The following is a 19,519-nucleotide window of genomic DNA, read 5'->3' on the forward strand; positions in this document are numbered from 1 at the left end:
CGCGTCAGGATCAGTAGTAGTGCGGGTAGGGCGACCAGTCGGGCTCGCGCTTCTCGAGAAAAGCGTCGCGACCCTCGATCGCTTCGTCGGTCATGTAGGCCAGACGCGTGGCCTCGCCCGCGAACAACTGCTGACCGACGAGGCCGTCGTCCTGCAGGTTGAAGGCGTACTTGAGCATGCGCTGCGCCTGCGGCGACTTGCCGTTGATCTTCTGCGCCCACTCCAGCGCGACGTTCTCGAGCTCGTCGTGGTCGACGACCTTGTTCACCGCACCCATTTGGTGCATCTCCTCGGCCGTATAGGTGTCGCCGAGGAAGAAGATCTCCCGCGCGAACTTCTGGCCGACCATCTTGGCGAGGTAGGCGCTGCCGTAGCCCCCGTCGAAGCTGCCCACGTCGGCATCGGTCTGCTTGAAGCGGGCGTGCTCGCGGGAGGCGAGCGTCAGGTCGCACGTGACGTGCAGGCTGTGACCGCCACCGGCGGCCCAGCCGTTGACCAGAGCGATGACGACCTTCGGCATGAACCGGATCAGCCGCTGGACCTCGAGGATGTGCAACCGGCCCGCGCGGGCCTTGTCGACGGTGTCGGCGGTCTCGCCGCTCGCGTACTGGTAGCCGCTACGGCCACGGATCCGCTGGTCGCCGCCGGAGCAGAACGCCCACCCGCCGTCCTTCGGGCTCGGGCCGTTGCCCGTGAGCAGCACGACGCCCACGTCGGAGGTGGTCCGCGCATGATCGAGCACGCGGTAGAGCTCGTCGACGGTGTGCGGACGGAAGGCGTTGCGCACCTCGGGGCGATCGAACGCGACGCGGACCGTGCCCTGCGTGACGTGTCGGTGATAGGTGATGTCGGTGAGGTTCTCGAACCCGGGTACCGGGCGCCACAATTCTGGATCGAAGGTCACCTCGTCACCATAAAGGGCCGGACATCTCGGCGACGTGCGCTGCCGCCCGATAACGTGCACAACCATGACCGAGCAGACCGATCCCCGCGACGACTACGAACACCACGGCGGATTCCCGGTCTACGAACCGGTGAAGGCGGGGCCGAACTACGGTCGCCTCGTCGAGACCTTCCGGCGTCTGCAGGATCTGATGGTCTCCACGAACCCGCCGGACGAGGTCGTCGACCGCGCGATCGAGCAGACCGAGGCACTCGTCGGCCTGCTCGCCGAGCACGCCGTGCCCGAGGGCCGCTCGCCCGCCGGATTCAACGTCGACCTGCCCGGACGCGGCAGCGCGCTGCTGCTGCCGTGGACGATCGAGAAGTACGGACCGGACGGTGTCCGTGAGCGCGGCGTCTTCCGCCGCTACCACCTCGGAGGCAACGGGGCCGCGCACGGCGGCACGCTGCCACTGCTGTTCGACGACCTGTTCGGCATGGTCATCCACGCCAACGGCCGCCCGATCGCCCGCACCGCCTATCTCCACGTCGACTACCGCAGGATCACTCCGATCGAGACCGAACTCGTCGTCGACGGCTGGGTGGACCGCGTGGACGGTCGCAAGGCCTTCTGCAAGGCCGAACTGCGCGATGTCGACGGCAACCTCCTCGCCGACTGCGAGGCGCTGATGGTCCAGTTGCTGCCGGGCCAGCCGTGACCTCCCTGCCCCTCCCGTCCGCGCTGCCCCTCCCGTCCGCGGACGAGTTGCTCGACGGGGCAGTCGTCGTCTCGCTGCCCATGCGCGTCCGGTTCCGCGGCATCACCGAACGCGAGGTGCTGCTGCTGCGCGGACCCGCCGGGTGGGGCGAGTTCGGACCGTTCCCCGAATACGGCGACGACGAGGCGGCGCACTGGTTGCAGTCGGCGATCGAAGCCGCCTGGCAGGGCCATCCGGCTCCGCGCCGCTCCCGGATCGCGGTCAACGCGACCGTGCCCGCCATCGGCCCGGAGCGCGTCCCCGAGGTGCTCACCCGGTTCCCCGGCGCGCGCACCGCGAAGGTGAAGGTCGCCGAAACGGGCCAGGATCTCGCGCAGGATGTCGCTCGCGTCCGGGCCGTGCGCGAACACGTGCCCCACGTCCGGATCGACGCGAACGGCGGCTGGAGCGTGGACGAGGCCGTCCGCGCCCTCACGGCGTTCACCGCCGACGGTCCGCTCGAATACGCCGAGCAGCCGTGCGCGACCGTCCCCGAACTCGTCGAGGTGCGCCGGCGACTGCCCGGGGTGCGCATCGCTGCGGACGAGAGCATCCGCCGCGCCGAGGATCCCCTGCGGGTCGTGCGGGCCGGGGGCGCGGACGTCGCCGTCGTGAAGGTCTCGCCGCTCGGTGGGGTCCGACGCCTCGTCGCGCTCGCCGACGAACTCGCCGGGCACGGCGTCGAGGTGGTCGTCTCGAGCGCCCTCGACTCCGCGGTGGGGATCGCCACCGGTCTCGCGGCGGCAGCCGCCCTGCCCGACCTCCCGTACGCCTGCGGGCTGGGCACGGGTGGCTTCTTCGAAGCCGACGTCGCGCCGGCTCTGCTCATGTCCGACGGAGCGCTCGATGTCGTCGCGGTCGAGCCCGAACCCGAGCGGCTCGACGCGCTGCGGGCCGATCCCGATCGAGTCGAGTGGTGGTGCGAGCGGGTGCGTCGGTGCCGTACGGTGCTCGCCGGACGCGGACTGTGACGACCTCGCCGGACGCGGACTGTGACGGCACGGAATCGTCGTATATCGTTCCCCGCGTCCCAACGGTCACAAGTGTCACATCTACGGAGGCAGTGAAAGTGGTTGCAGCTCTGGGCGATGCCCTCCTCGGCGCCGACAAGTTCCCGGCGGTCAAGGCAGACGTCGAAGCCCTGATCGATGCTGAGGTGTCGGACAAGAAGGGTGCGTCCGGTCTCGCCCTCAAGGGTGGCTACGCAGCAGTGAAGAAGGTCGGCCCGGGCATCGTGCCGGGTGCCGTCGAAGGTCTGCTGCCCGAATTCGTCGAGAAGCTCCAGCCGTTCTGGGTGGAGTACGCAGGCAACGGTTCGTTCGCGGACTTCCTGGTCGCCCGCGGCGAGGTCGTCGCCGACGCTCTCCTCGGCGTGACCGACGAGCGCATCGCCGGCACGTCGAAGTCCGGCGTCAAGAAGGTCTACGACTCGCTGCGCCCCTCGGCCAAGAAGCACGTCGTCGAGGCCCTGCCGCGCCTGGGTGATCTCATCCAGAAGCACGCCGGCTGAGCCGACACCAGCGACATCCGGACGTCGCGGTCCCGAACCGGTTCGCCGGTCGGTACCGCGACGTTCGTCGTTCGAGGGGGCCGTCAGTAGACGGGCTCCCCGTACTTCCAGTAGCCGATGAAGGTCACCGCCGCACGATCCCAGCCGCACTCGCGCACGAGATGGCGGCGCACGCCGGTCGCGAGCGACGACTCGCCCGCGACGAACGCGTGGGCCGAATCCGACGAGGGCGTCGACTCCCGCACCGCGTCGACGACGAGACTGCCCGGAACCGCCTCGCCATCCGTCCTGATCACCGGATGCACCCGCACGTTCTCGCCCGTCGGCAGATTCTGGGCGCTGAGATCGCCCGGGTGCGGAACCTCGACGAAGACCTCCACGGCCGCGAACGGGTCGAGGGCAAGAATCGAGTCGAGGATGCCGACCACGGCGGGCACCGCGCTCTCGTCGCCGACGAGCAGCCACGACCGTGCTTCGTCGAGGGGCAGGTTGCTGATGCCCTCGTCGAGGATGCCGATCTCGTCGCCGGGCTGTGCCCGCTCCGCCCACGCCGAAGCCGGACCCAGATCGCCGTGTGACGCGAAATCGATCTCGATCTCTGAGGTAGGACCGAACAGCCCGGTGCCCGCAGGTCGCACATGGCGGAACGTGTAGTTCCGCAACACCGGACGCCGCTCCTCGGGCAGTTCCTGGTATTCGGGCCACCAACGGTCGTCGGTCGCGCCGGGAAGGGTCAGCTCCTGCTGATCCGGGGTGGGAAAGAACATGCGGAACCAGTGGTCGAAGCCCATCGGTGCGATCGAGTCGACGTCGTCGCCGCCCACGGTGATGCGCACGAAGGTCGGGCTGATGCGTTGGGCGGCGAGTACCTGCGCGCGCACCATCCGCCGCGACTCGGGCTTGAGATAGGGATTGCGCCGTGCGGTTCCGGTGCTCTTCGCCATACGGCCCTCCGAGGTTGCTCGGATGCCACCACTGACGACGTGCAGCATCCCGACGATCGTTCAGCGGAGCCTAACCTGTGTCGTCACCCGGGAGTGCCGGGCCGCTGCAGTCTCCGCACCGCGGGCGTCAGTCCCCATTCGGTCCGCCCCAACCGGCTCACCGCGCCGAGCGCGGCGAAGTCGGGGGCACCGTCCTCCGCCAGCACCTCCGAATCGACCGTCACGGCGAGGACGTCGCCCATCACGACGAACGAGTCGCCGATCTCGATCACACGGTGCAACCGGCACTCGATCGAGGCGGGTGCCTCCGCGACCCGCGGGGGCCGCACCCGCTCGCTCGGCTCGGCGTGCAACCCCACCTCGGTGAACTCGTCGATGTGGTGCGGGAACGCCGCCGACGAGGCGTTGACCTTCTCCATCAACGGCACGGTCGCGATGTTGATCACGAACTCGCCCGTCTGCTCGATGTTCCGCAGACTGTCCTTCCGGCCCACGGAGGTGAACTGCACGACCGGCGGGGCCGTACTCGCCACCGTGAAGAAGCTGTACGGAGCGAGATTGAACACACCGTCCTCGGCCTCGGTGGACACCCACGCGATCGGTCTCGGCACGATTGTCGCGGTGAGAAGGCAGTAGAAGCGGCCGGGACTCGACTCGGCGGGATCGAAGACTGTGCGCACGGCCTCCATTCTGACCGCACCTGTACCCGGCCACACTTCCGGCGCAATTACCCTGGACTCCGTGAATCCGTCCACTGCCCAGGCCACTGCTGTCGTCGACGAACTCGCCCGGGGCGGTGTTCGGGACGTCGTGCTGTGCCCGGGCTCGCGCAACGCGCCGCTCGCCTTCGCGCTCCAGGCCGCCGACAGCGCAGGACGTCTGCGCCTGCACATGCGTATCGACGAGCGCACCGCCGGATTCCTCGCGATCGGCCTGGCCCTCGCATCGGGGCGTCCCGTCCCGGTCGTCATGACCTCCGGTACCGCCGTGGCCAACCTCGCGCCCGCCGTGCTCGAGGCGAACTACGCCCGCGTCCCGCTGGTCGTGCTCAGCGCCAATCGCCCCTACGAGCTGCTCGGATCCGGTGCGAACCAGACCGTCGAACAGCTCGGGTTGTTCGGCAGCCAGGTGCGCGCCACCATCAGTCTCGGCCTCGCCGAAGGCATCGAGCAGAACAGCCAGTGGCGTTCGGCTGTCTCCCGGGTTCTCGCTGCCGCCCGCGGAACCCGATCGGGCAACGCCGGCCCGGTCCACTTCGACATCCCGCTGCGCGAACCGCTCGTGCCCGAGCTCGACGCGAAGGGCCCGGTGCCCGAGGGCCGCCCCGACGGCAATGCCTGGACCACCACGGTGAACGCCACCCTCGACGTCCCGCTCGAGATCGACCTGACCCCCGACACGATCGTCGTCTCCGGTCACGGTTCCGCCCACCGCCCCGAATTGTCCGGGCTGCCGACCGTCGCCGAACCCACCGCTCCGTTGCACGGCATCCCGGTGCATCCGATGGCGCTGCCGCACCTGAAGCCGCGCCAGGCGATCATCACCGGACGGCCCACGCTGCACCGGCCGGTGTCGAACCTGCTCGCCGACCCCGCCGTCACCGTGTACGCGCTGACCACCGGCCCGCGCTGGCCCGACGTGTCGGGCAACGTCATCGCGACAGGCACCCGCGCCGTGGTGTCGGGAACACCCGACGAGGCGTGGCTCGAACGATGCCGCCAGCTGTCGGCGCACACCGACAAGGCCGTGCGCGCCCAGCTCGACGGGCATCCGAAGGCCACCGGACTGCACGTCGCGGCGGTCGTGACGGACTCGCTGAAGCCCTGCGACCAGCTGCTGCTCGGGGCGTCGAACCCGGTGCGCGACGCGGCGCTCGTGAGCTACCCGAAACCCGACGTGAAGGTGCTGTCCAACCGGGGTGTCGCCGGGATCGACGGTACGGTCTCCACCGCCGTCGGTGCCGCACTCGCCTACGAACAGGGACGGACCGTCGCGCTGCTCGGCGACCTGACCTTCCTGCACGACGCGTCGGGCCTGCTCATCGGGCCGTCGGAGCCGCGGCCGCAGAACCTCACCATCGTCGTCGCGAACGACGACGGCGGCGGAATCTTCGAACTGCTCGAACAGGGCGACCCGCAGTACGCGGGTGTTTTCGAGCGTGTCTTCGGCACCCCGCACGGTATGGACCTCGCGGCACTGTGTGCGGCCTACCGCGTCCCGCACGAGCTGGTGGATCTGCAGGGACTCGCGCTCGCCCTCTCGAACGACACGGCGCCGCCCGCGGGCATCCGTGTGGTCGAGGTCACCACCGATCGGGCCGGGCTGCGCGAATTGCACGCGGCGGTGCGGGCGCAGCTGTGAGCGGACCCGAGCGCGCGCGGCGCGCGGTTCTCATGGTCGCGGCGGCGATTTCCGCCCTCGCGGTGATCCTGTTCCTCGGCGCCCTCCGCAACGACCTCACCATCCGCTCCGACACGGGCACGGCCGTCGCGGAGGTGCTCTCGGCCGGCTCCGTGCGGTCCGCCGTGAGTTTCGTCACTCCTGACGGTGTGACGCACAATCCGGAGCTCGGCGTTCTGTACCCGACGGGGCTGACCACCGGGCAGCGGATCGCCGTCGAGTACGCCCGGAGTGATCCCGATCTCGTTCGTGTGACCGGTCGCGACGCCCGCGTCGCCCTGATCCCGACCGGATCGGTGATCGTCGTCACATGGTTGATCGCCACGCCGGTGCTGATCTGGCTGCGGCGGAGGGCGACCGCCGCACCCGCTGTCGCTCCCGACGTGAAGGATCGACAGCTGCAGGTGTGACGAACGAAACGTTCGTCGCGACTTCGTCCATCGGTCACCGAGCTCGCACCTGCTCGACTCGCAGGCTCGCCACGCTGTCGGCGTGCGAGTAGCCATCGTCGCGGAATCCTTCCTCCCGAACGTCAACGGCGTCACCAACTCGGTGCTCCGCGTCCTCGAGCACCTCGACCGCACCGGACACGACGCGTTGGTCGTCGCACCCGACACGGTCGCAGGCAGGCCACCCGCTCCTTCCGACCATCACGGGACACCCGTCCACCGCGTACCGGCGGTGCGCGTACCGAGGATCAGCTCCCTCCCGGTGGGCGTGCCCGGCCCGGAACTCCTTCCGGTGCTGCGCACTTTCGCGCCGGACGTGGTGCACCTCGCGTCCCCGTTCGTGCTCGGTGCCGGCGGTCTCGCCGCCGCGGGACGCCTCGACATTCCGACGGTCGCGATCTATCAGACGGACGTGGCCGGATTCGCCTCCAGCTACGGGCTCGGCCTCGCCGCGCGTGCGTCCTGGCGGTGGACTCGGCGCCTGCACCGCGGCTGCGATCTCACCCTCGCTCCCTCGACCTCCGCCGTGGACGACCTCGTGGCCCACGGCATCCCGCGCGTGCGGCGCTGGTCGCGGGGCGTCGACACCGACCGCTTCGCGCCGTCCCGGCGGGACGAGGACCTGCGCGCCTGCTGGTCGCCGGACGGCCGTCCGATCGTCGGTTTCGTGGGACGCCTCGCGCCCGAGAAGCACGTCGAGCGGCTCGCGATCCTCGCCCACGACCCGCGGCTGCAGCTCGTCGTCGTCGGCGACGGTCCCGAACGGTCGCGGCTCGAACGTCAGCTGCCGTCGGCCGTGTTCACCGGGCAGCTGGGGGGCGAGGAACTGGCCCGCGCCCACGCGAGCCTCGACGTCTTCGTCCATCCCGGCGAACACGAGACCTTCTGCCAGGCCGTGCAGGAAGCCCTGGCGAGCGGGGTCCCGGCGATCGTGCCGGACGCGGGCGGACCACGCGACCTCGTCGCCCACTGCCGCAACGGTTACCGCTTGCCGGTGGACCGCTTCGTCGAATTGCTGCCCCGAGCCGTCGATGCGCTGCTCGCTCCTGGGGTCCGGGACGAGTTCGGTGGTGCGGCACGCAGTGGAGTGCTCGGCCGCACCTGGCCCGTGCTGTGCGACGAGTTGTTCGCCCATTACCGGCGGGTGCAGGGCCTTCCTGCGCACGCGCTCCGCCGCGCCGCATGAGCGCCGGCGTCCACTAGGGGAGCGGGTAACGTTTCGGCCGTGGCAACAACTCACGGATCACGCGCGTCGCTCGACAAGGACCCGCGTGAGGTCGCGTCCATGTTCGACGGGGTCGCTGCACGCTACGACCTGACCAACACCGTCCTGTCGTTCGGGCAGGACCGCGGGTGGCGTCGCGCGACCCGTGCGGCTCTCGACCTGAAGCCCGGCGAGCGGGTGCTCGACCTGGCCGCCGGCACCGGGGTCTCCACCGTCGAACTCGGACGGTCCGGCGCGTGGGTCGTCGCCACCGACTTCTCCAAGGGCATGCTGCACGCCGGTGAGTTCCGCAACGTCCCGATGGTCGCGGGCGACGCGATGAAACTGCCGTTCGCCGACGCGGTCTTCGACGCCGCGACCATCTCCTTCGGCCTGCGCAACGTCGCCGACCCGGACGAGGGACTGCGCGAGATCGCCCGGGTGGTCAAGCCGGGTGGACGCCTCGTGGTGTGCGAGTTCTCCACACCCGTGCGGGAACCGCTACGCACCGTCTACATGGAGTACCTGATGCGGACGCTGCCGCGGGTCGCGCGGGCGGTCAGCAGCAATCCCGACGCCTACGTCTACCTCGCCGAATCGATCCGGGCCTGGCCCGATCAAGAGCAGCTCGCCCGGCGCATCGAGGCCGCGGGCTGGAGCGACGTGAAGTGGCGCAATCTCACGGGGGGCATCACCGCCCTGCACCGCGCGGTACGCAAGTAGCCGGGCGCATCGGCACCGCGCGGTACGCAAGTAGCCGGGCGCATCGGCACCGCGCGGTACGCAAGTAACCGCGCGGCGCTGTATCGGCTCTCAGGCGAAGAGGGGCTGACGGTCCCAGCGCATCGAGAGATGACCGCTCGTCCGCCACACCCGGGCCACGAAGTCGGCGTCCTCGTCGGTGACGAGATTGCCCATCACCCGCACCGCGACCGACATCATCGTCCGCGACCGCATCGCGATCGGGCCGGTCGCCGGCAGGAACTTCGGGATCGTGAGCAGGCTCGCGAGGCGACGCGCGGTGGAGAACGCCCGGCCGTAGTGGGAGCGCAGCGTCGCCGGCCACAGGTCGGTGAGGTCGTCGGAGTCGAGCAGCCCGGCGAGCAACCGACCGCCTTCGAGTCCGTAGTCGATGCCCTCGCCGTTGAGCGGATTGACGCACGCCGCGGCGTCGCCGATCAGCGCCCAGTTCCTGCCCGCGACCCCCGACACGGCTCCGCCCATGGGCAGCAGCGCCGACGCCACACGCGTCACCTCGCCGAGTTCCCATTCCGTGCGGCGCTGCCGCGCGTAGAGGTCGATGAGAGGCCGCAGCGATCCGCTCGCCGGTCGCGAGGCGGTCGCGAGGGTCCCCACTCCCAGGTTCACCTCGCCGGTGCCGAGCGGGAACACCCAGCCGTAGCCCGGCTGGACGGCCCCCGCGTCGTCGCGCAGTTCGAGGTGCGAGGTGATCCACGGATCGTCGCTGCGCGGGGAGGTGGCGTAGGCCCGCGCGGCCACGCCGTAGGTGGTGTCGCGGTGCCAGCGACGACCGAGCACCTTGCCGAGGGGAGAACGCACCCCGTCGGCGACGATCACCGTGCGGCAGCGGACGGTCCGCGGTCCGTCGGCGGTGCGGAAGATCACGGCCGAGACCCGGTCGCCGTCGCGTTCGACGTCGACGGCCTTCGTTCCGTCCACGGCGCGGGCACCCGAGTCGAGCGCGACCTGCCGGATCCGGGCGTCGAGTTCGGTGCGCGGCACGGCGCTGCCCACGACCGGGAACGACGAGTCGGGCCAGGGGAGTTCGAAGCGGCCACCGAAGCCCTCGAGACGCAGACCGCGGTTGACGGTGCGGGTGCGCAGCCAGTCGCCGAGGCCGAGTTCGTCGAGTTCGGCGACGGCACGCGGGGTCAGTCCGTCACCGCAGGTCTTGTCGCGAGGGAAGGTCGCGGCATCGACGAGCAACACCTCGCGACCGGCGCGGGCAGCCCACGCGGCGGCGGCGGAACCGGCTGGACCGGCACCGACGACGAGAACATCGGTACTGTCGGGAACGCAGGACTGGGATTGCCGCGGATCTCGCGCGGAGTGTTCGGCCACCACCGCTCCATCTTCTCAGGCCGCGATCGGCCGCCTCGACGAGGTGGATCGGGGAACGAACGGCTAGGTTCACTACGGTGAAGTCGAGGCGACAGAACAGGATGGGTACGTCATCGTGAGCACTGAGGGGGCGGCTCGGACCGCTGGTTCGGCCGATGCGGCGCCGAGCACCGTCGTGGCCGGTGTGGAACTCGGCGATCCGGTCCTCGCCGCGACAGTCGGGGACGGCCTCGCGAGCGTCGAGAAACTCCTGGTCGAGGAACTGTCCGACGGTGAGGACTTCCTGACGGAGGCCGCATTGCACCTTGCGAAGGCGGGTGGCAAGCGGTTCCGGCCGCTGTTCACTATCCTCACCGCGCAGCTCGGGCCGAAGCCCACCGATCCCGCCGTGGTGACGGCGGCGACCGTCGTCGAGCTCGTGCACCTCGCGACGCTCTATCACGACGACGTGATGGACGAGGCGACGATGCGTCGCGGCGCCCCGAGCGCCAACGTGCGCTGGGGCAACAGCGTCGCGATCCTCGCCGGCGACTATCTGTTCGCGCACGCCTCGCGGTTGGTGTCGACGCTGGGTCCGTCGGCCGTGCAGATCATCGCGGAGACGTTCGCCGAGCTGGTCACCGGTCAGATGCGCGAAACCATCGGTGTGCGTACCAACGACGACCCGGTCGAGCACTACCTGCGGGTGATCTGGGAGAAGACCGGTTCGCTGATCGCCGCCAGCGGTCGCTTCGGCGGTACGTTCTCGGGCGCCGATCCGGAACATGTAGAGCGTCTCGAACGGCTCGGCGACGCCGTCGGCACCGCTTTCCAGATCGTCGACGACATCATCGACATCGCGTCCGACACCACGGAGTCGGGCAAGACCCCCGGAACCGATCTCCGCGAGGGTGTGTACACCCTGCCGGTGCTCTACGCGCTGCGGGAGACCGGACCGGAGGCGGATCGTCTGCGTGAACTGCTCGTCGGTCCCATCGAGGACGAAGCACACGTCGCGGAGGCGCTCGAACTGCTCGTCCGCTCGCCGGGGATGGATGCGGCGAAGGCGACTCTCGCGACCTACGCCGCCCGCGCTCACGCCGAACTCGATGCCCTGCCGCAGGGGTCGGCGAACGAGGCGCTGCGTCGCCTCGTGGACTTCACCGTCGCCCGCGTCGGCTGACGGACCGTCGTGTCGTCCCGCCCCGGTAGGGGCGGGAACCGCGCCGTTCGCTCGTTCGTTGGACGAATGAGTGAGAAATCGTGGTGCGGAAGGGGTGCGACGTGCACGGATACTCGAACCGTCTCAAGACGGCCGGTCTGTTGATCGGAATGTCCGCGCTGATCGTGTTCGTCGGAGCGTTGTTCGGCAATTCGACGATCCTGCTGATATCGATCGTGCTCGCCGTCGGCATGAACGGCTACGCGTACTTCAACAGCGACAAGCTCGCCCTGCGGGCGATGCACGCCCAGCCGGTCACCGAGGTGCAGGCACCGGCGATGTACCGGATCGTGCGTGAACTCGCGACCGCGGCGCACCAGCCCATGCCGCGGCTCTACATCAGCCCCACCAACGCCCCCAACGCGTTCGCCACGGGTCGTAACCCGCGAAACGCCGCCGTGTGCTGCACGACGGGCATCCTGGAGATCCTGAACGAACGGGAACTGCGCGCGGTGCTCGGCCACGAACTCGCCCACGTCTACAACCGCGACATCCTCATCTCGTCGGTCGCCGGCGCGATGGCTGCCGTCATCTCGGGCCTGGCGAACTTCGCGTTCTTCGCCTCGGCCTTCGGCAACCGGGAGGGTGGCGCGAACCCACTGGCGCTGCTGCTGGTTTCCCTGCTCGGCCCCATCGCAGCGTCGGTCGTCAAACTCGCTGTGTCGAGGTCGCGCGAGTACCAGGCCGACCAGTCCGGTGCCGAGCTCACCGGCGACCCGCTGGCCCTCGCGTCGGCGCTGCGCAAGCTCGCTCTCGGCACGCAGGCCGCGCCGCTGCCACCCGAACCGAAACTCGCGGCCCAGTCGCACCTGATGATCGCCAACCCGTTCCGGGCGGGCGACAAGATGAGCCGGCTGTTCTCGACGCACCCGCCGATGGCCGACCGCATCGAACGGCTCGAGCGCATGGCCGGGATCCGCTGACCGGACGGCACCCCACAGACGACATCCCAGACGACTCCGCCCGCGACGACGGTCGCGGGCGGAGTCGTAGGAGAGGGCGTCGTCGGCAGCGGTCGACGTACTAGCGGTAGTTGACGAACTGCAGGGCGATGTCGAGGTCGGCGTTCTTGAGCAGCGAGATGACGGCCTGCAGGTCGTCGCGCTTCTTGCTGCTCACGCGCAGCTCCTCGCCCTGGATCTGCGCCTTGACGCCCTTCGGGCCCTCGTCACGGATGAGCTTGGAGATCTTCTTGGCGTTCTCCTGGCTGATGCCCTGCACCAGCGTGCCGGTGATCTTGTAGACCTTGCCGGACTGCGTCGGCTCGCCGGCGTCGAAGGACTTGAGGGACAGGTCGCGGCGGATCAGCTTCTCCTTGAAGACCTCGAGCGCGGCGAGCGCGCGGTCTTCGGTCTCGGCCGAGATCGTGATGGCCTCGTCGCCCGACCACTCGATGTGCGCCCCGGTGTTCCGGAAATCGAAGCGGTTGGCGATCTCCTTCGCCGCCTGGTTCAGCGCGTTGTCCACTTCCTGGCGGTCGACCTTGCTCACCACATCGAACGACGAATCAGCCACGTCTCACTCCACTTCGGGGTCGGTCTGTAAGGGTTCTGTCCACCCGACGCTATCGGGTCGCGCGGAGCTGTGACCACTCGGTTTGCGTTTCGGGGGGGTATGCGTTGTATTCTTCCAAACGCATCGAGGACGCGGTCCCGATCGCACCCCGGCAGGTTGCCCGAGCGGCCAATGGGAGCGGACTGTAAATCCGTCGGCTTACGCCTACGTAGGTTCGAATCCTACACCTGCCACCGGAACAGCCCCGGTTCTTCGGAACCGGGGCTGTTCTGCATTCCGGGGCCCTTCGGTGCGGGCTCCGGAGTGTGGGTCCTGCTCCCCGATGCCTCCCGCCGGCCCGCCGCGCGCGTAGGTGTGGGCACGGGTGGGTGCGGGTGGGCAGAGCTCGGAGAGGAGCGGCGTTTATGCGCCTTCACCAGCGGATTTTGCACCAGGACCGAGTGTGTGTAATCTTTTGGAGGCCGCAGCGAGCAGAGATGCTCCGGAGGCCACGCCCCCTTAGCTCAGTCGGCAGAGCGTTTCCATGGTAAGGAAAAGGTCGACGGTTCGATTCCGTCAGGGGGCTCGCTGGATTGAGGTGCCGCCTTCGTAGCGACACTCGGCACCGAGGCGGTGTAGCTCAGTTGGTAGAGCAAACGACTCATAATCGTTGCGTCGCCGGTTCAAGTCCGGTCACCGCTACCAAAAGTTCATTGATCCACCCTGATCGATACTGATCGGATTGACGCGAAAGAAGGCATCCCGTGGCCTCCTCTACTGACGTTCGGCCGAAGATCACCTTGGCCTGCGAGGTGTGCAAGCACCGCAACTACATCACGAAGAAGAACCGTCGCAACGACCCCGACCGGCTCGAGCTGAAGAAGTTCTGCCCGAACTGCGGTACGCACCAGTCGCACCGCGAGTCCAAGTAGCCGGTCGCAACGACGTCGACGCATAAGGTCTCCGCAATACCGACCGTGCCAGTTGGCGTCGTCGGAATTGCGGAGGTTTTGCGTATGACGAACATACTCGAGAACCAGGAATCGGTGGACGCGACCGAACAGGCCGGGATCCCGTTCGATGCCGCCGCGCACGCCAAGTCCATGGTCGGTCACCACTACCGGGTGGGCGACTACTACGAGGTCGGTCGCGAGAAGATCCGCGAGTACGCCCGTGCCGTGCGCGATTCGCATCCGGCCCATCACGACGACGACGCAGCCCGGGGGCTGGGATATGACGGAGTGATCGCGCCGCTGACCTTCGTCTCGATCGTCGGCATGATCGCGCAGCGCAAGCTGTTCGAAGAGGTCGTCACCGGCTACGACCTGAGCCAGATCATGCAGACCGACCAGCGGATGGTCTACCACCGCCCGATCCAGGCCGGCGACAGGCTGTTCTGCGACGTCTACCTCGACGATTTCCGGCAAGCTGCCGGCAGCGACATCATCACCACCAAGAACGTGATCACGGATCAGTACGACAATCTCGTGCTCACCTCCTGGACGACGCTCGTCGCCCGTTCCGGTGGCGAGGTCGACGACAACATCGCGCACGCGGTCAAGGATGTGGTGATGCACAGTGACACTCCGTAGCTTCGCGGATGTCGCGGTAGGGGACGAGCTTCCGTCGAAGGTCGTCACGCTCACGCGCGGAAATCTGGTCAACTATGCAGGTGTGTCGGGTGATCCCAACCCGATCCACTGGAGCGACAAGGTGGCCGAACTGGTCGGCTTGCGCGACGTCGTCGGGCACGGCATGCTCTCGATGGGCATCGCGGCCGGCTTCGTCACGGAGTGGCTGGGAGACCCCGGCGCGGTGACCGAATACAACGTTCGGTTCACCAGTCCGGTATACGTGGAGGCCGACGAGGCCGCCGAGATCGAGTTCACCGGCAAGATCAAGTCGGTGGACGCGGAGAGCAAGACAGCAGTGGTCGCTATCGTGGCGAAGTCCGACGGTCGTAAGATCTTCGGTCGCGCCACGGCAACGGTCCGTTTGGCCTGACGGCCGAGCGGATTGGGTTTGTCCCGGGGCAATGCAGTACACTTAGGCTTCTGGGATCGCATAGCAGCGCGCTGCTCTACGAAGGCCGTAACGGCCCGACGGGGTAGCGCGCGTGTCATGTGGTCGCAGATGGGTCGGTTCCGGACACTCGCTTCGTACGAGTGTGGATGTCCGACCAGAGGGGCGTAGCTCAATTGGCAGAGCAGCGGTCTCCAAAACCGCAGGTTGCAGGTTCAAGTCCTGTCGCCCCTGCCCCCGGACTGCCAGCGACCGAGAGGAACGATGTGAGCGAGGAGCGCGGTCAGCGCCACAGCGGCACCGCAGGGAACATTCCCGGCGACGCTGGAACGGCTACCGGCGCGACCCCCGACGGTTCTTCCGCGGCTGCTCGGCCGACCGGCAAGCGGGCTACCCGTCGTGGTGCAGCCGATCCCTCGGCATCCACGACGAGTGCGGTGTCCATGAAGAAGACGTCGCGTTCGGCCACGGCCGTGAGCGATCGTCCCGCCGCGAAGTCCGAGAACATCTTCAAGCGACTCGTGCGCTTCTTCCGTGAGGTCATCGCCGAGCTCCGCAAGGTGATCTGGCCCAACCGCAAGCAGTTGACCACCTACACGCTCGTGGTCCTTGCGTTCGTGACCGTCATGACGGCGTTCATCTTCGGATTGGATCTGGCGTTCGTACAGGGCGTCAGCTGGTTGTTCGGTTAGCGCCTGTCCGCGCGAGACGAAAAATGTGATCGACGAGAGGAAAGTGCCCGGTGAGCACCCCCGAGAACGACTCGTACGAGGCTTCGGCCGAGGAGCACGTTTCGGACGAGGCCTTGGTTGACGACGTGACGGCCGAGTCGGCGGATGCGGACACCGAGGTCTCCGAGTCCGACGCTGCTGTCGAGTCCGGCACCGATGCCGAGACCGATGTCGAGGTCTCCGACGCAGCGGAGAGCACCGACGACGCCGCCGCCGAAGAAGACGAGGTCGACCCGGTCGAGGCCCTCGAGAAGCAACTGCGGCGCGAGCCCGGCGACTGGTACGTCGTGCACTCCTACGCCGGCTACGAGAACAAGGTCAAGACCAACCTCGAGACCCGCGTCCAGAACCTCGACCTCACCGAGTACATCTTCCAGGTCGAGGTGCCGACCGAAGAGGTCACCGAGATCAAGAACGGTCAGCGCAAGCAGGTCAACCGCAAGGTCCTGCCCGGCTACATCCTCGTCCGGATGGAACTCAACGACGAGTCGTGGGGCGCCGTCCGGAACACCCCCGGCGTGACCGGCTTCGTCGGAGCCACGTCGCGTCCGTCGCCGCTGACGATCAAGGAGGTCGTGAAGTTCCTCCTCCCGCAGCAGGCGAAGAAGAAGCCGGCGGCCGGTGCTTCGACCGCAGGCGAGCAGGCTCCCGCCGCCGCTGCGAAGCCCGCCATCGAGGTGGACTTCGAGGTCGGCGAGTCGGTCACCGTGATGGACGGCCCGTTCGCGACGCTGCCCGCCTCCATCAGCGAGGTCAACGCCGAGCAGCAGAAGCTCAAGGTCCTGGTGTCGATCTTCGGCCGTGAGACTCCCGTGGAGTTGTCGTTCAACCAGGTGTCGAAGATCTAACGATCCCCAGGATCCGACGGCGCCGGCATCCGGCGCGCACAAGCTTGCAGTAGCAGTACGCAAGAACCACACCGAGCACGAAACTAGGAATAGAGATGCCCCCCAAGAAGAAGAAGATCGCCGGGCTCATCAAGCTCCAGATCCAGGCCGGCCAGGCCAACCCGGCTCCGCCGGTCGGCCCCGCGCTGGGTCAGCACGGCGTCAACATCATGGAGTTCTGCAAGGCGTACAACGCGGCGACCGAGTCGCAGCGTGGCAACGTCGTGCCGGTCGAGATCACGGTCTACGAGGACCGTTCGTTCGACTTCAAGCTGAAGACTCCGCCGGCCGCGAAGCTCCTGCTCAAGGCCGCAGGCGTGCAGAAGGGCTCCGGCGAGCCGCACAAGACCAAGGTCGCCAAGGTGACCATGGATCAGGTGCGCGAGATCGCCAAGACCAAGCAGGAAGACCTGAACGCCAACGACATCGAGGCTGCCGCGAAGATCATCGCCGGCACCGCTCGGTCGATGGGCATCACGGTCGAGGGCTGAGCCCCTCGCTGTTCCGGGGCTCCGTCCCCGGGCTTGCATAGCACTCGTGGGAGGGCCGGCCAGGCCCGCTACCACGCCCGAACCATTCACCTGCCGGTGAGAAGTTAGGAAAGAACATGGCAAAGCGCAGCAAGGCATACCTCGCCGCGGCCGAGAAGATCGACTCGGACAACCTGTACAGCCCCCTCGCAGCTGCGAAGCTCGCGAAGGAGACCAGCTCGAAGAACTTCGACGCCACCGTCGAGGTCGCCATGCGACTCGGTGTGGATCCCCGCAAGGCGGACCAGATGGTGCGCGGCACGGTCAACCTGCCGCACGGCACGGGTAAGACCGCTCGCGTCATCGTCTTCGCGGTGGGCGAGAAGGCTGCCGAGGCCGAGGCCGCAGGTGCCGACGTCGTGGGCGCCGAGGATCTGATCGAGCGCATCCAGGGCGGCTGGCTGGACTTCGACGCCGCGATCGCGACCCCCGACCAGATGGCGAAGGTCGGTCGTATCGCCCGCGTCCTCGGTCCCCGTGGTCTGATGCCGAACCCGAAGACGGGCACGGTCACCCCGGACGTCGCGAAGGCCGTCACCGACATCAAGGGTGGCAAGATCAGCTTCCGCGTCGACAAGAACGCCAACCTGCACTTCGTGATCGGCAAGGCCTCGTTCGACGAGACCAAGCTGGTCGAGAACTACGCTGCTGCTCTGGACGAGGTGCTCCGCGCCAAGCCGTCCAGCGCGAAGGGCCGCTACATCAAGAAGGTCACGATCGCTACGACCACCGGCCCGGGCATCCCGGTGGATCCGCAGCGCACCCGCAACCTCCTCGAGACCGCGGAGTAATTCGCACTGCACGCAGTGGATGTGCGTCCTGAAGCGGCCGGTACAGCATCGCTGTGCCGGCCGTTTTGCATCTCGTGCACATCGTCCGCTACAGTGGTGGGGTAGTTCGGCGTGTGCCGATCTTCACCCCGATCATGTTCTACCCAAGACCGTTGGTCACCGAATCCGCGTGCGGATCGGTTGAAGGTCCGGAGTTGTCCGGCGGCCCACGCAGGAGGACGAGGTTAGGGGAGATACGAACCGCGATGTGCCTTCCGGGTGCATTCGAGTTCCTCCTCCTTGTATGCCCCGTGTGCCCTGCGCCGGGGCGTTCGTCGTTTTCCGGTCCCGGCGGTCGTCCGGTGGGGCGTCCCACTCGGGACACCGGGAAAACGACTGTTACTGAGAGGAGGCGAAGTATGGCAAAGCCCGAGAAGGTTTCCGCAGTTGCGGAGATCACCGAGCAGTTCAAGACCTCCACCGCTGCCGTGATCACGGAATATCGTGGTCTGTCGGTGGGAAGTCTGACCGAGCTGCGTCGCGCTCTCGGAGAGGGTGCCACCTACTCCGTCGCCAAGAACACCCTGGTCAAGCGTGCCGCCGCTGAGGCGGGCGTCGAGGGTCTCGACGATCTGTTCGTCGGTCCGACCGCCATCGCGTTCGTCAAGGGCGAAGCGGTGGATGCTGCGAAGGCTCTGAAGAACTTCGCGAAGGACAACAAGGCTCTCGTCATCAAGGGCGGCTACATGGACGGCGCTGCGCTGTCCGTGGAGCAGGTCAACCAGATCGCGGACCTCGAGTCCCGCGAGGTGCTGTTGGCCAAGCTCGCCGGCGCGATGAAGGGCAACTTGGCAAAGGCCGCAGGCCTGTTCAACGCCCCCGCTTCGCAGGTGGCCCGCCTCGCGGCCGCTCTGCAGGAGAAGAAGGCGGGCGAAGAAGCCGCCTGACGCTGATCCGCATCACTGCGAATCTGCATCACCGCGAAAGATACATCCACGCGTGCTCCGGCACGCACCATCCCATCCGGTCGCGGATCAGCGACATGGGACTTATCAGGAAGGACCGCCACCATGGCGAAGCTCACCACCGAAGAGCTGCTCGACGCGTTCAAGGAACTGACCCTGCTCGAGCTCTCGGAGTTCGTCAAGGCATTCGAGGAGACCTTCGAGGTCACCGCTGCTGCTCCGGTTGCCGTCGCTGCCGCCGGTGCTCCGGCCGCTGCTGCCGAGGCCGAGTCCGAGCAGGACGAGTTCGACGTCATCCTCGAGGGTGCCGGCGACAAGAAGATCCAGGTCATCAAGGTCGTTCGCGAGATCGTCTCCGGCCTGGGCCTGAAGGAAGCCAAGGACCTCGTCGAGGGTGCTCCGAAGCCGATCCTCGAGAAGGTCGCCAAGGATGCTGCCGACGCTGCCAAGGCCAAGCTCGAAGAGGCCGGCGCCAAGGTCACCGTCAAGTAAGACGGTTTCCGAACTTTCCGTCGAGCGTTCCGACGCTCTCCGGAACGGTTCCGCACAGGGCCGTTTCCGCGAATTCATTTCGCGGAAACGGCCCTTCTGCATTTCGGGCATGAATGCCGAGTGATATGTCCGTTATCGGCAGAAATCGACATCTACGCCGTGTTCATGCAGGTCACGGCGTAAGTCGAGATACGCGTA

Annotated in this window: 23 protein-coding genes and 4 tRNA genes; 22 read left to right on the forward strand and 5 right to left on the reverse strand. The window is 67.7% G+C overall.

Annotation, left to right across the window (positions count from 1 at the left end):
* Window positions 1–10: 10 nt before the first annotated feature.
* The gene (locus tag M3330_RS17535) at window positions 11–904 is read right to left on the reverse strand and encodes a 1,4-dihydroxy-2-naphthoyl-CoA synthase (protein WP_255025698.1); all 894 of its coding nucleotides are present in this window, start codon (window positions 902–904) and stop codon (window positions 11–13) included.
* A 64-nt stretch (window positions 905–968) separates the two neighbouring features.
* On the opposite strand from M3330_RS17535, the gene M3330_RS17540 reads away from it, so the two are divergent.
* The 3 genes from M3330_RS17540 to M3330_RS17550 all read left to right on the forward strand — a co-directional run bounded on the left by M3330_RS17540 (window position 969) and on the right by M3330_RS17550 (window position 3,150).
* Window positions 969–1,601, forward strand: a complete 633-nt coding sequence (locus M3330_RS17540; protein WP_006552307.1) for a PaaI family thioesterase — start codon at window positions 969–971, stop codon at window positions 1,599–1,601.
* A gap of 80 nt (window positions 1,602–1,681) precedes the next feature.
* Window positions 1,682–2,611, forward strand: coding sequence for an o-succinylbenzoate synthase (locus M3330_RS17545; protein WP_255028925.1), 930 nt, complete (start codon window positions 1,682–1,684; stop codon window positions 2,609–2,611).
* A 98-nt stretch (window positions 2,612–2,709) separates the two neighbouring features.
* Window positions 2,710–3,150, forward strand: coding sequence for a hypothetical protein (locus tag M3330_RS17550; RefSeq protein WP_006552306.1), 441 nt, complete (start codon window positions 2,710–2,712; stop codon window positions 3,148–3,150).
* A gap of 83 nt (window positions 3,151–3,233) precedes the next feature.
* On the opposite strand, the gene M3330_RS17555 is transcribed toward M3330_RS17550, so the two are convergent.
* Together M3330_RS17555 and M3330_RS17560 are read right to left on the reverse strand one after the other, a co-directional pair.
* Complete coding sequence (locus M3330_RS17555; protein ID WP_255025702.1) at window positions 3,234–4,094, reverse strand: siderophore-interacting protein; 861 nt, start codon at window positions 4,092–4,094, stop codon at window positions 3,234–3,236.
* Between the two features lie 83 nt (window positions 4,095–4,177).
* Entirely contained in the window at window positions 4,178–4,783 is a 606-nt protein-coding gene (locus M3330_RS17560) for a flavin reductase family protein (RefSeq protein ID WP_255025705.1), read from the reverse strand.
* A 52-nt stretch (window positions 4,784–4,835) separates the two neighbouring features.
* Between M3330_RS17560 and menD the strand changes: the two genes are divergently transcribed.
* From menD to M3330_RS17580, 4 genes are all read left to right on the forward strand, one after another.
* On the forward strand, window positions 4,836–6,455 hold the full coding sequence (menD, locus tag M3330_RS17565) for a 2-succinyl-5-enolpyruvyl-6-hydroxy-3-cyclohexene-1-carboxylic-acid synthase (protein ID WP_064062026.1): 1,620 nt from the start codon (window positions 4,836–4,838) through the stop codon (window positions 6,453–6,455).
* Window positions 6,452–6,904 carry a DUF3592 domain-containing protein gene (locus tag M3330_RS17570; protein ID WP_024101693.1) on the forward strand — a complete coding sequence of 151 codons (453 nt, stop codon included), beginning with the start codon at window positions 6,452–6,454 and terminating at the stop codon, window positions 6,902–6,904. Before menD ends, M3330_RS17570 begins: the two co-directional genes overlap by 4 nt.
* An 82-nt stretch (window positions 6,905–6,986) precedes the next feature.
* Entirely contained in the window at window positions 6,987–8,129 is a 1,143-nt protein-coding gene (locus M3330_RS17575; RefSeq protein WP_024101692.1) for a glycosyltransferase family 1 protein, read from the forward strand.
* 39 nt (window positions 8,130–8,168) lie between these two features.
* Window positions 8,169–8,870 (forward strand): demethylmenaquinone methyltransferase, encoded by a 702-nt coding sequence (locus M3330_RS17580; RefSeq protein ID WP_071935515.1) that lies wholly within the window; start codon window positions 8,169–8,171, stop codon window positions 8,868–8,870.
* A 90-nt stretch (window positions 8,871–8,960) separates the two neighbouring features.
* Here the strand turns inward: M3330_RS17580 and M3330_RS17585 are convergent, their stop codons facing one another.
* Entirely contained in the window at window positions 8,961–10,232 is a 1,272-nt protein-coding gene (locus M3330_RS17585; protein WP_024101690.1) for a geranylgeranyl reductase family protein, read from the reverse strand.
* Between the two features lie 112 nt (window positions 10,233–10,344).
* On the opposite strand from M3330_RS17585, the gene M3330_RS17590 reads away from it, so the two are divergent.
* Window positions 10,345–11,391, forward strand: coding sequence for a polyprenyl synthetase family protein (locus tag M3330_RS17590; RefSeq protein ID WP_006552298.1), 1,047 nt, complete (start codon window positions 10,345–10,347; stop codon window positions 11,389–11,391).
* Between the two features lie 101 nt (window positions 11,392–11,492).
* Complete coding sequence (htpX, locus tag M3330_RS17595) at window positions 11,493–12,353, forward strand: zinc metalloprotease HtpX (RefSeq protein ID WP_024101689.1); 861 nt, start codon at window positions 11,493–11,495, stop codon at window positions 12,351–12,353.
* Window positions 12,354–12,453: 100 nt separating this feature from the next.
* Here the strand turns inward: htpX and M3330_RS17600 are convergent, their stop codons facing one another.
* Window positions 12,454–12,945 carry a YajQ family cyclic di-GMP-binding protein gene (locus M3330_RS17600; protein WP_006552295.1) on the reverse strand — a complete coding sequence of 164 codons (492 nt, stop codon included), beginning with the start codon at window positions 12,943–12,945 and terminating at the stop codon, window positions 12,454–12,456.
* A gap of 150 nt (window positions 12,946–13,095) precedes the next feature.
* Between M3330_RS17600 and M3330_RS17605 the strand changes: the two genes are divergently transcribed.
* From M3330_RS17605 to rplL, 13 genes are all read left to right on the forward strand, one after another.
* Window positions 13,096–13,178 (forward strand) — tRNA-Tyr (locus tag M3330_RS17605).
* 259 nt (window positions 13,179–13,437) lie between these two features.
* Window positions 13,438–13,510 (forward strand) — tRNA-Thr (locus M3330_RS17610).
* Window positions 13,511–13,553: 43 nt separating this feature from the next.
* Window positions 13,554–13,629 (forward strand) — tRNA-Met (locus M3330_RS17615).
* A 59-nt stretch (window positions 13,630–13,688) separates the two neighbouring features.
* Window positions 13,689–13,856, forward strand: coding sequence for a 50S ribosomal protein L33 (rpmG, locus tag M3330_RS17620; RefSeq protein WP_003941903.1), 168 nt, complete (start codon window positions 13,689–13,691; stop codon window positions 13,854–13,856).
* Window positions 13,857–13,940: 84 nt separating this feature from the next.
* Window positions 13,941–14,516 carry a (3R)-hydroxyacyl-ACP dehydratase subunit HadA gene (gene hadA / locus M3330_RS17625; protein WP_006552294.1) on the forward strand — a complete coding sequence of 192 codons (576 nt, stop codon included), beginning with the start codon at window positions 13,941–13,943 and terminating at the stop codon, window positions 14,514–14,516.
* The gene (gene hadB / locus M3330_RS17630; protein WP_255025735.1) at window positions 14,503–14,928 is read left to right on the forward strand and encodes a (3R)-hydroxyacyl-ACP dehydratase subunit HadB; all 426 of its coding nucleotides are present in this window, start codon (window positions 14,503–14,505) and stop codon (window positions 14,926–14,928) included. Before hadA ends, hadB begins: the two co-directional genes overlap by 14 nt.
* 179 nt (window positions 14,929–15,107) lie before the next feature.
* Window positions 15,108–15,180 (forward strand) — tRNA-Trp (locus tag M3330_RS17635).
* 32 nt (window positions 15,181–15,212) lie between these two features.
* Window positions 15,213–15,638, forward strand: coding sequence for a preprotein translocase subunit SecE (gene secE / locus M3330_RS17640; protein WP_024101687.1), 426 nt, complete (start codon window positions 15,213–15,215; stop codon window positions 15,636–15,638).
* 50 nt (window positions 15,639–15,688) lie between these two features.
* The gene (gene nusG, locus M3330_RS17645; protein ID WP_255025736.1) at window positions 15,689–16,525 is read left to right on the forward strand and encodes a transcription termination/antitermination protein NusG; all 837 of its coding nucleotides are present in this window, start codon (window positions 15,689–15,691) and stop codon (window positions 16,523–16,525) included.
* A gap of 95 nt (window positions 16,526–16,620) precedes the next feature.
* Complete coding sequence (gene rplK, locus M3330_RS17650) at window positions 16,621–17,055, forward strand: 50S ribosomal protein L11 (protein ID WP_006552290.1); 435 nt, start codon at window positions 16,621–16,623, stop codon at window positions 17,053–17,055.
* 116 nt (window positions 17,056–17,171) lie between these two features.
* The gene (gene rplA, locus M3330_RS17655) at window positions 17,172–17,885 is read left to right on the forward strand and encodes a 50S ribosomal protein L1 (protein ID WP_039585374.1); all 714 of its coding nucleotides are present in this window, start codon (window positions 17,172–17,174) and stop codon (window positions 17,883–17,885) included.
* A 398-nt stretch (window positions 17,886–18,283) separates the two neighbouring features.
* Window positions 18,284–18,811 carry a 50S ribosomal protein L10 gene (rplJ, locus tag M3330_RS17660; protein ID WP_006552288.1) on the forward strand — a complete coding sequence of 176 codons (528 nt, stop codon included), beginning with the start codon at window positions 18,284–18,286 and terminating at the stop codon, window positions 18,809–18,811.
* A 123-nt stretch (window positions 18,812–18,934) separates the two neighbouring features.
* The gene (gene rplL / locus M3330_RS17665; protein WP_003937621.1) at window positions 18,935–19,321 is read left to right on the forward strand and encodes a 50S ribosomal protein L7/L12; all 387 of its coding nucleotides are present in this window, start codon (window positions 18,935–18,937) and stop codon (window positions 19,319–19,321) included.
* The last annotated feature ends 198 nt before the right edge of the window (window positions 19,322–19,519 follow it).

Source organism: Rhodococcus sp. GA1, from assembly GCF_024321955.1.
GTDB lineage: Bacteria > Actinomycetota > Actinomycetes > Mycobacteriales > Mycobacteriaceae > Rhodococcus > Rhodococcus pyridinivorans.

Coding starts and splice junctions, on each gene's coding strand:
- M3330_RS17545 (WP_255028925.1), top strand. CDS start 1,682: ATGCGCGTCCGGTTCCGCGGCATCACCGAACGCGAGGTGCTGCTGCTG.
- M3330_RS17555 (WP_255025702.1), bottom strand. CDS start 4,094: ATGGCGAAGAGCACCGGAACCGCACGGCGCAATCCCTATCTCAAGCCC.
- rplK (WP_006552290.1), top strand. CDS start 16,621: ATGCCCCCCAAGAAGAAGAAGATCGCCGGGCTCATCAAGCTCCAGATC.
- rplA (WP_039585374.1), top strand. CDS start 17,172: ATGGCAAAGCGCAGCAAGGCATACCTCGCCGCGGCCGAGAAGATCGAC.
- hadA (WP_006552294.1), top strand. CDS start 13,941: ATGACGAACATACTCGAGAACCAGGAATCGGTGGACGCGACCGAACAG.
- M3330_RS17540 (WP_006552307.1), top strand. CDS start 969: ATGACCGAGCAGACCGATCCCCGCGACGACTACGAACACCACGGCGGA.
- M3330_RS17560 (WP_255025705.1), bottom strand. CDS start 4,783: ATGGAGGCCGTGCGCACAGTCTTCGATCCCGCCGAGTCGAGTCCCGGC.
- rplL (WP_003937621.1), top strand. CDS start 18,935: ATGGCGAAGCTCACCACCGAAGAGCTGCTCGACGCGTTCAAGGAACTG.
- rplJ (WP_006552288.1), top strand. CDS start 18,284: ATGGCAAAGCCCGAGAAGGTTTCCGCAGTTGCGGAGATCACCGAGCAG.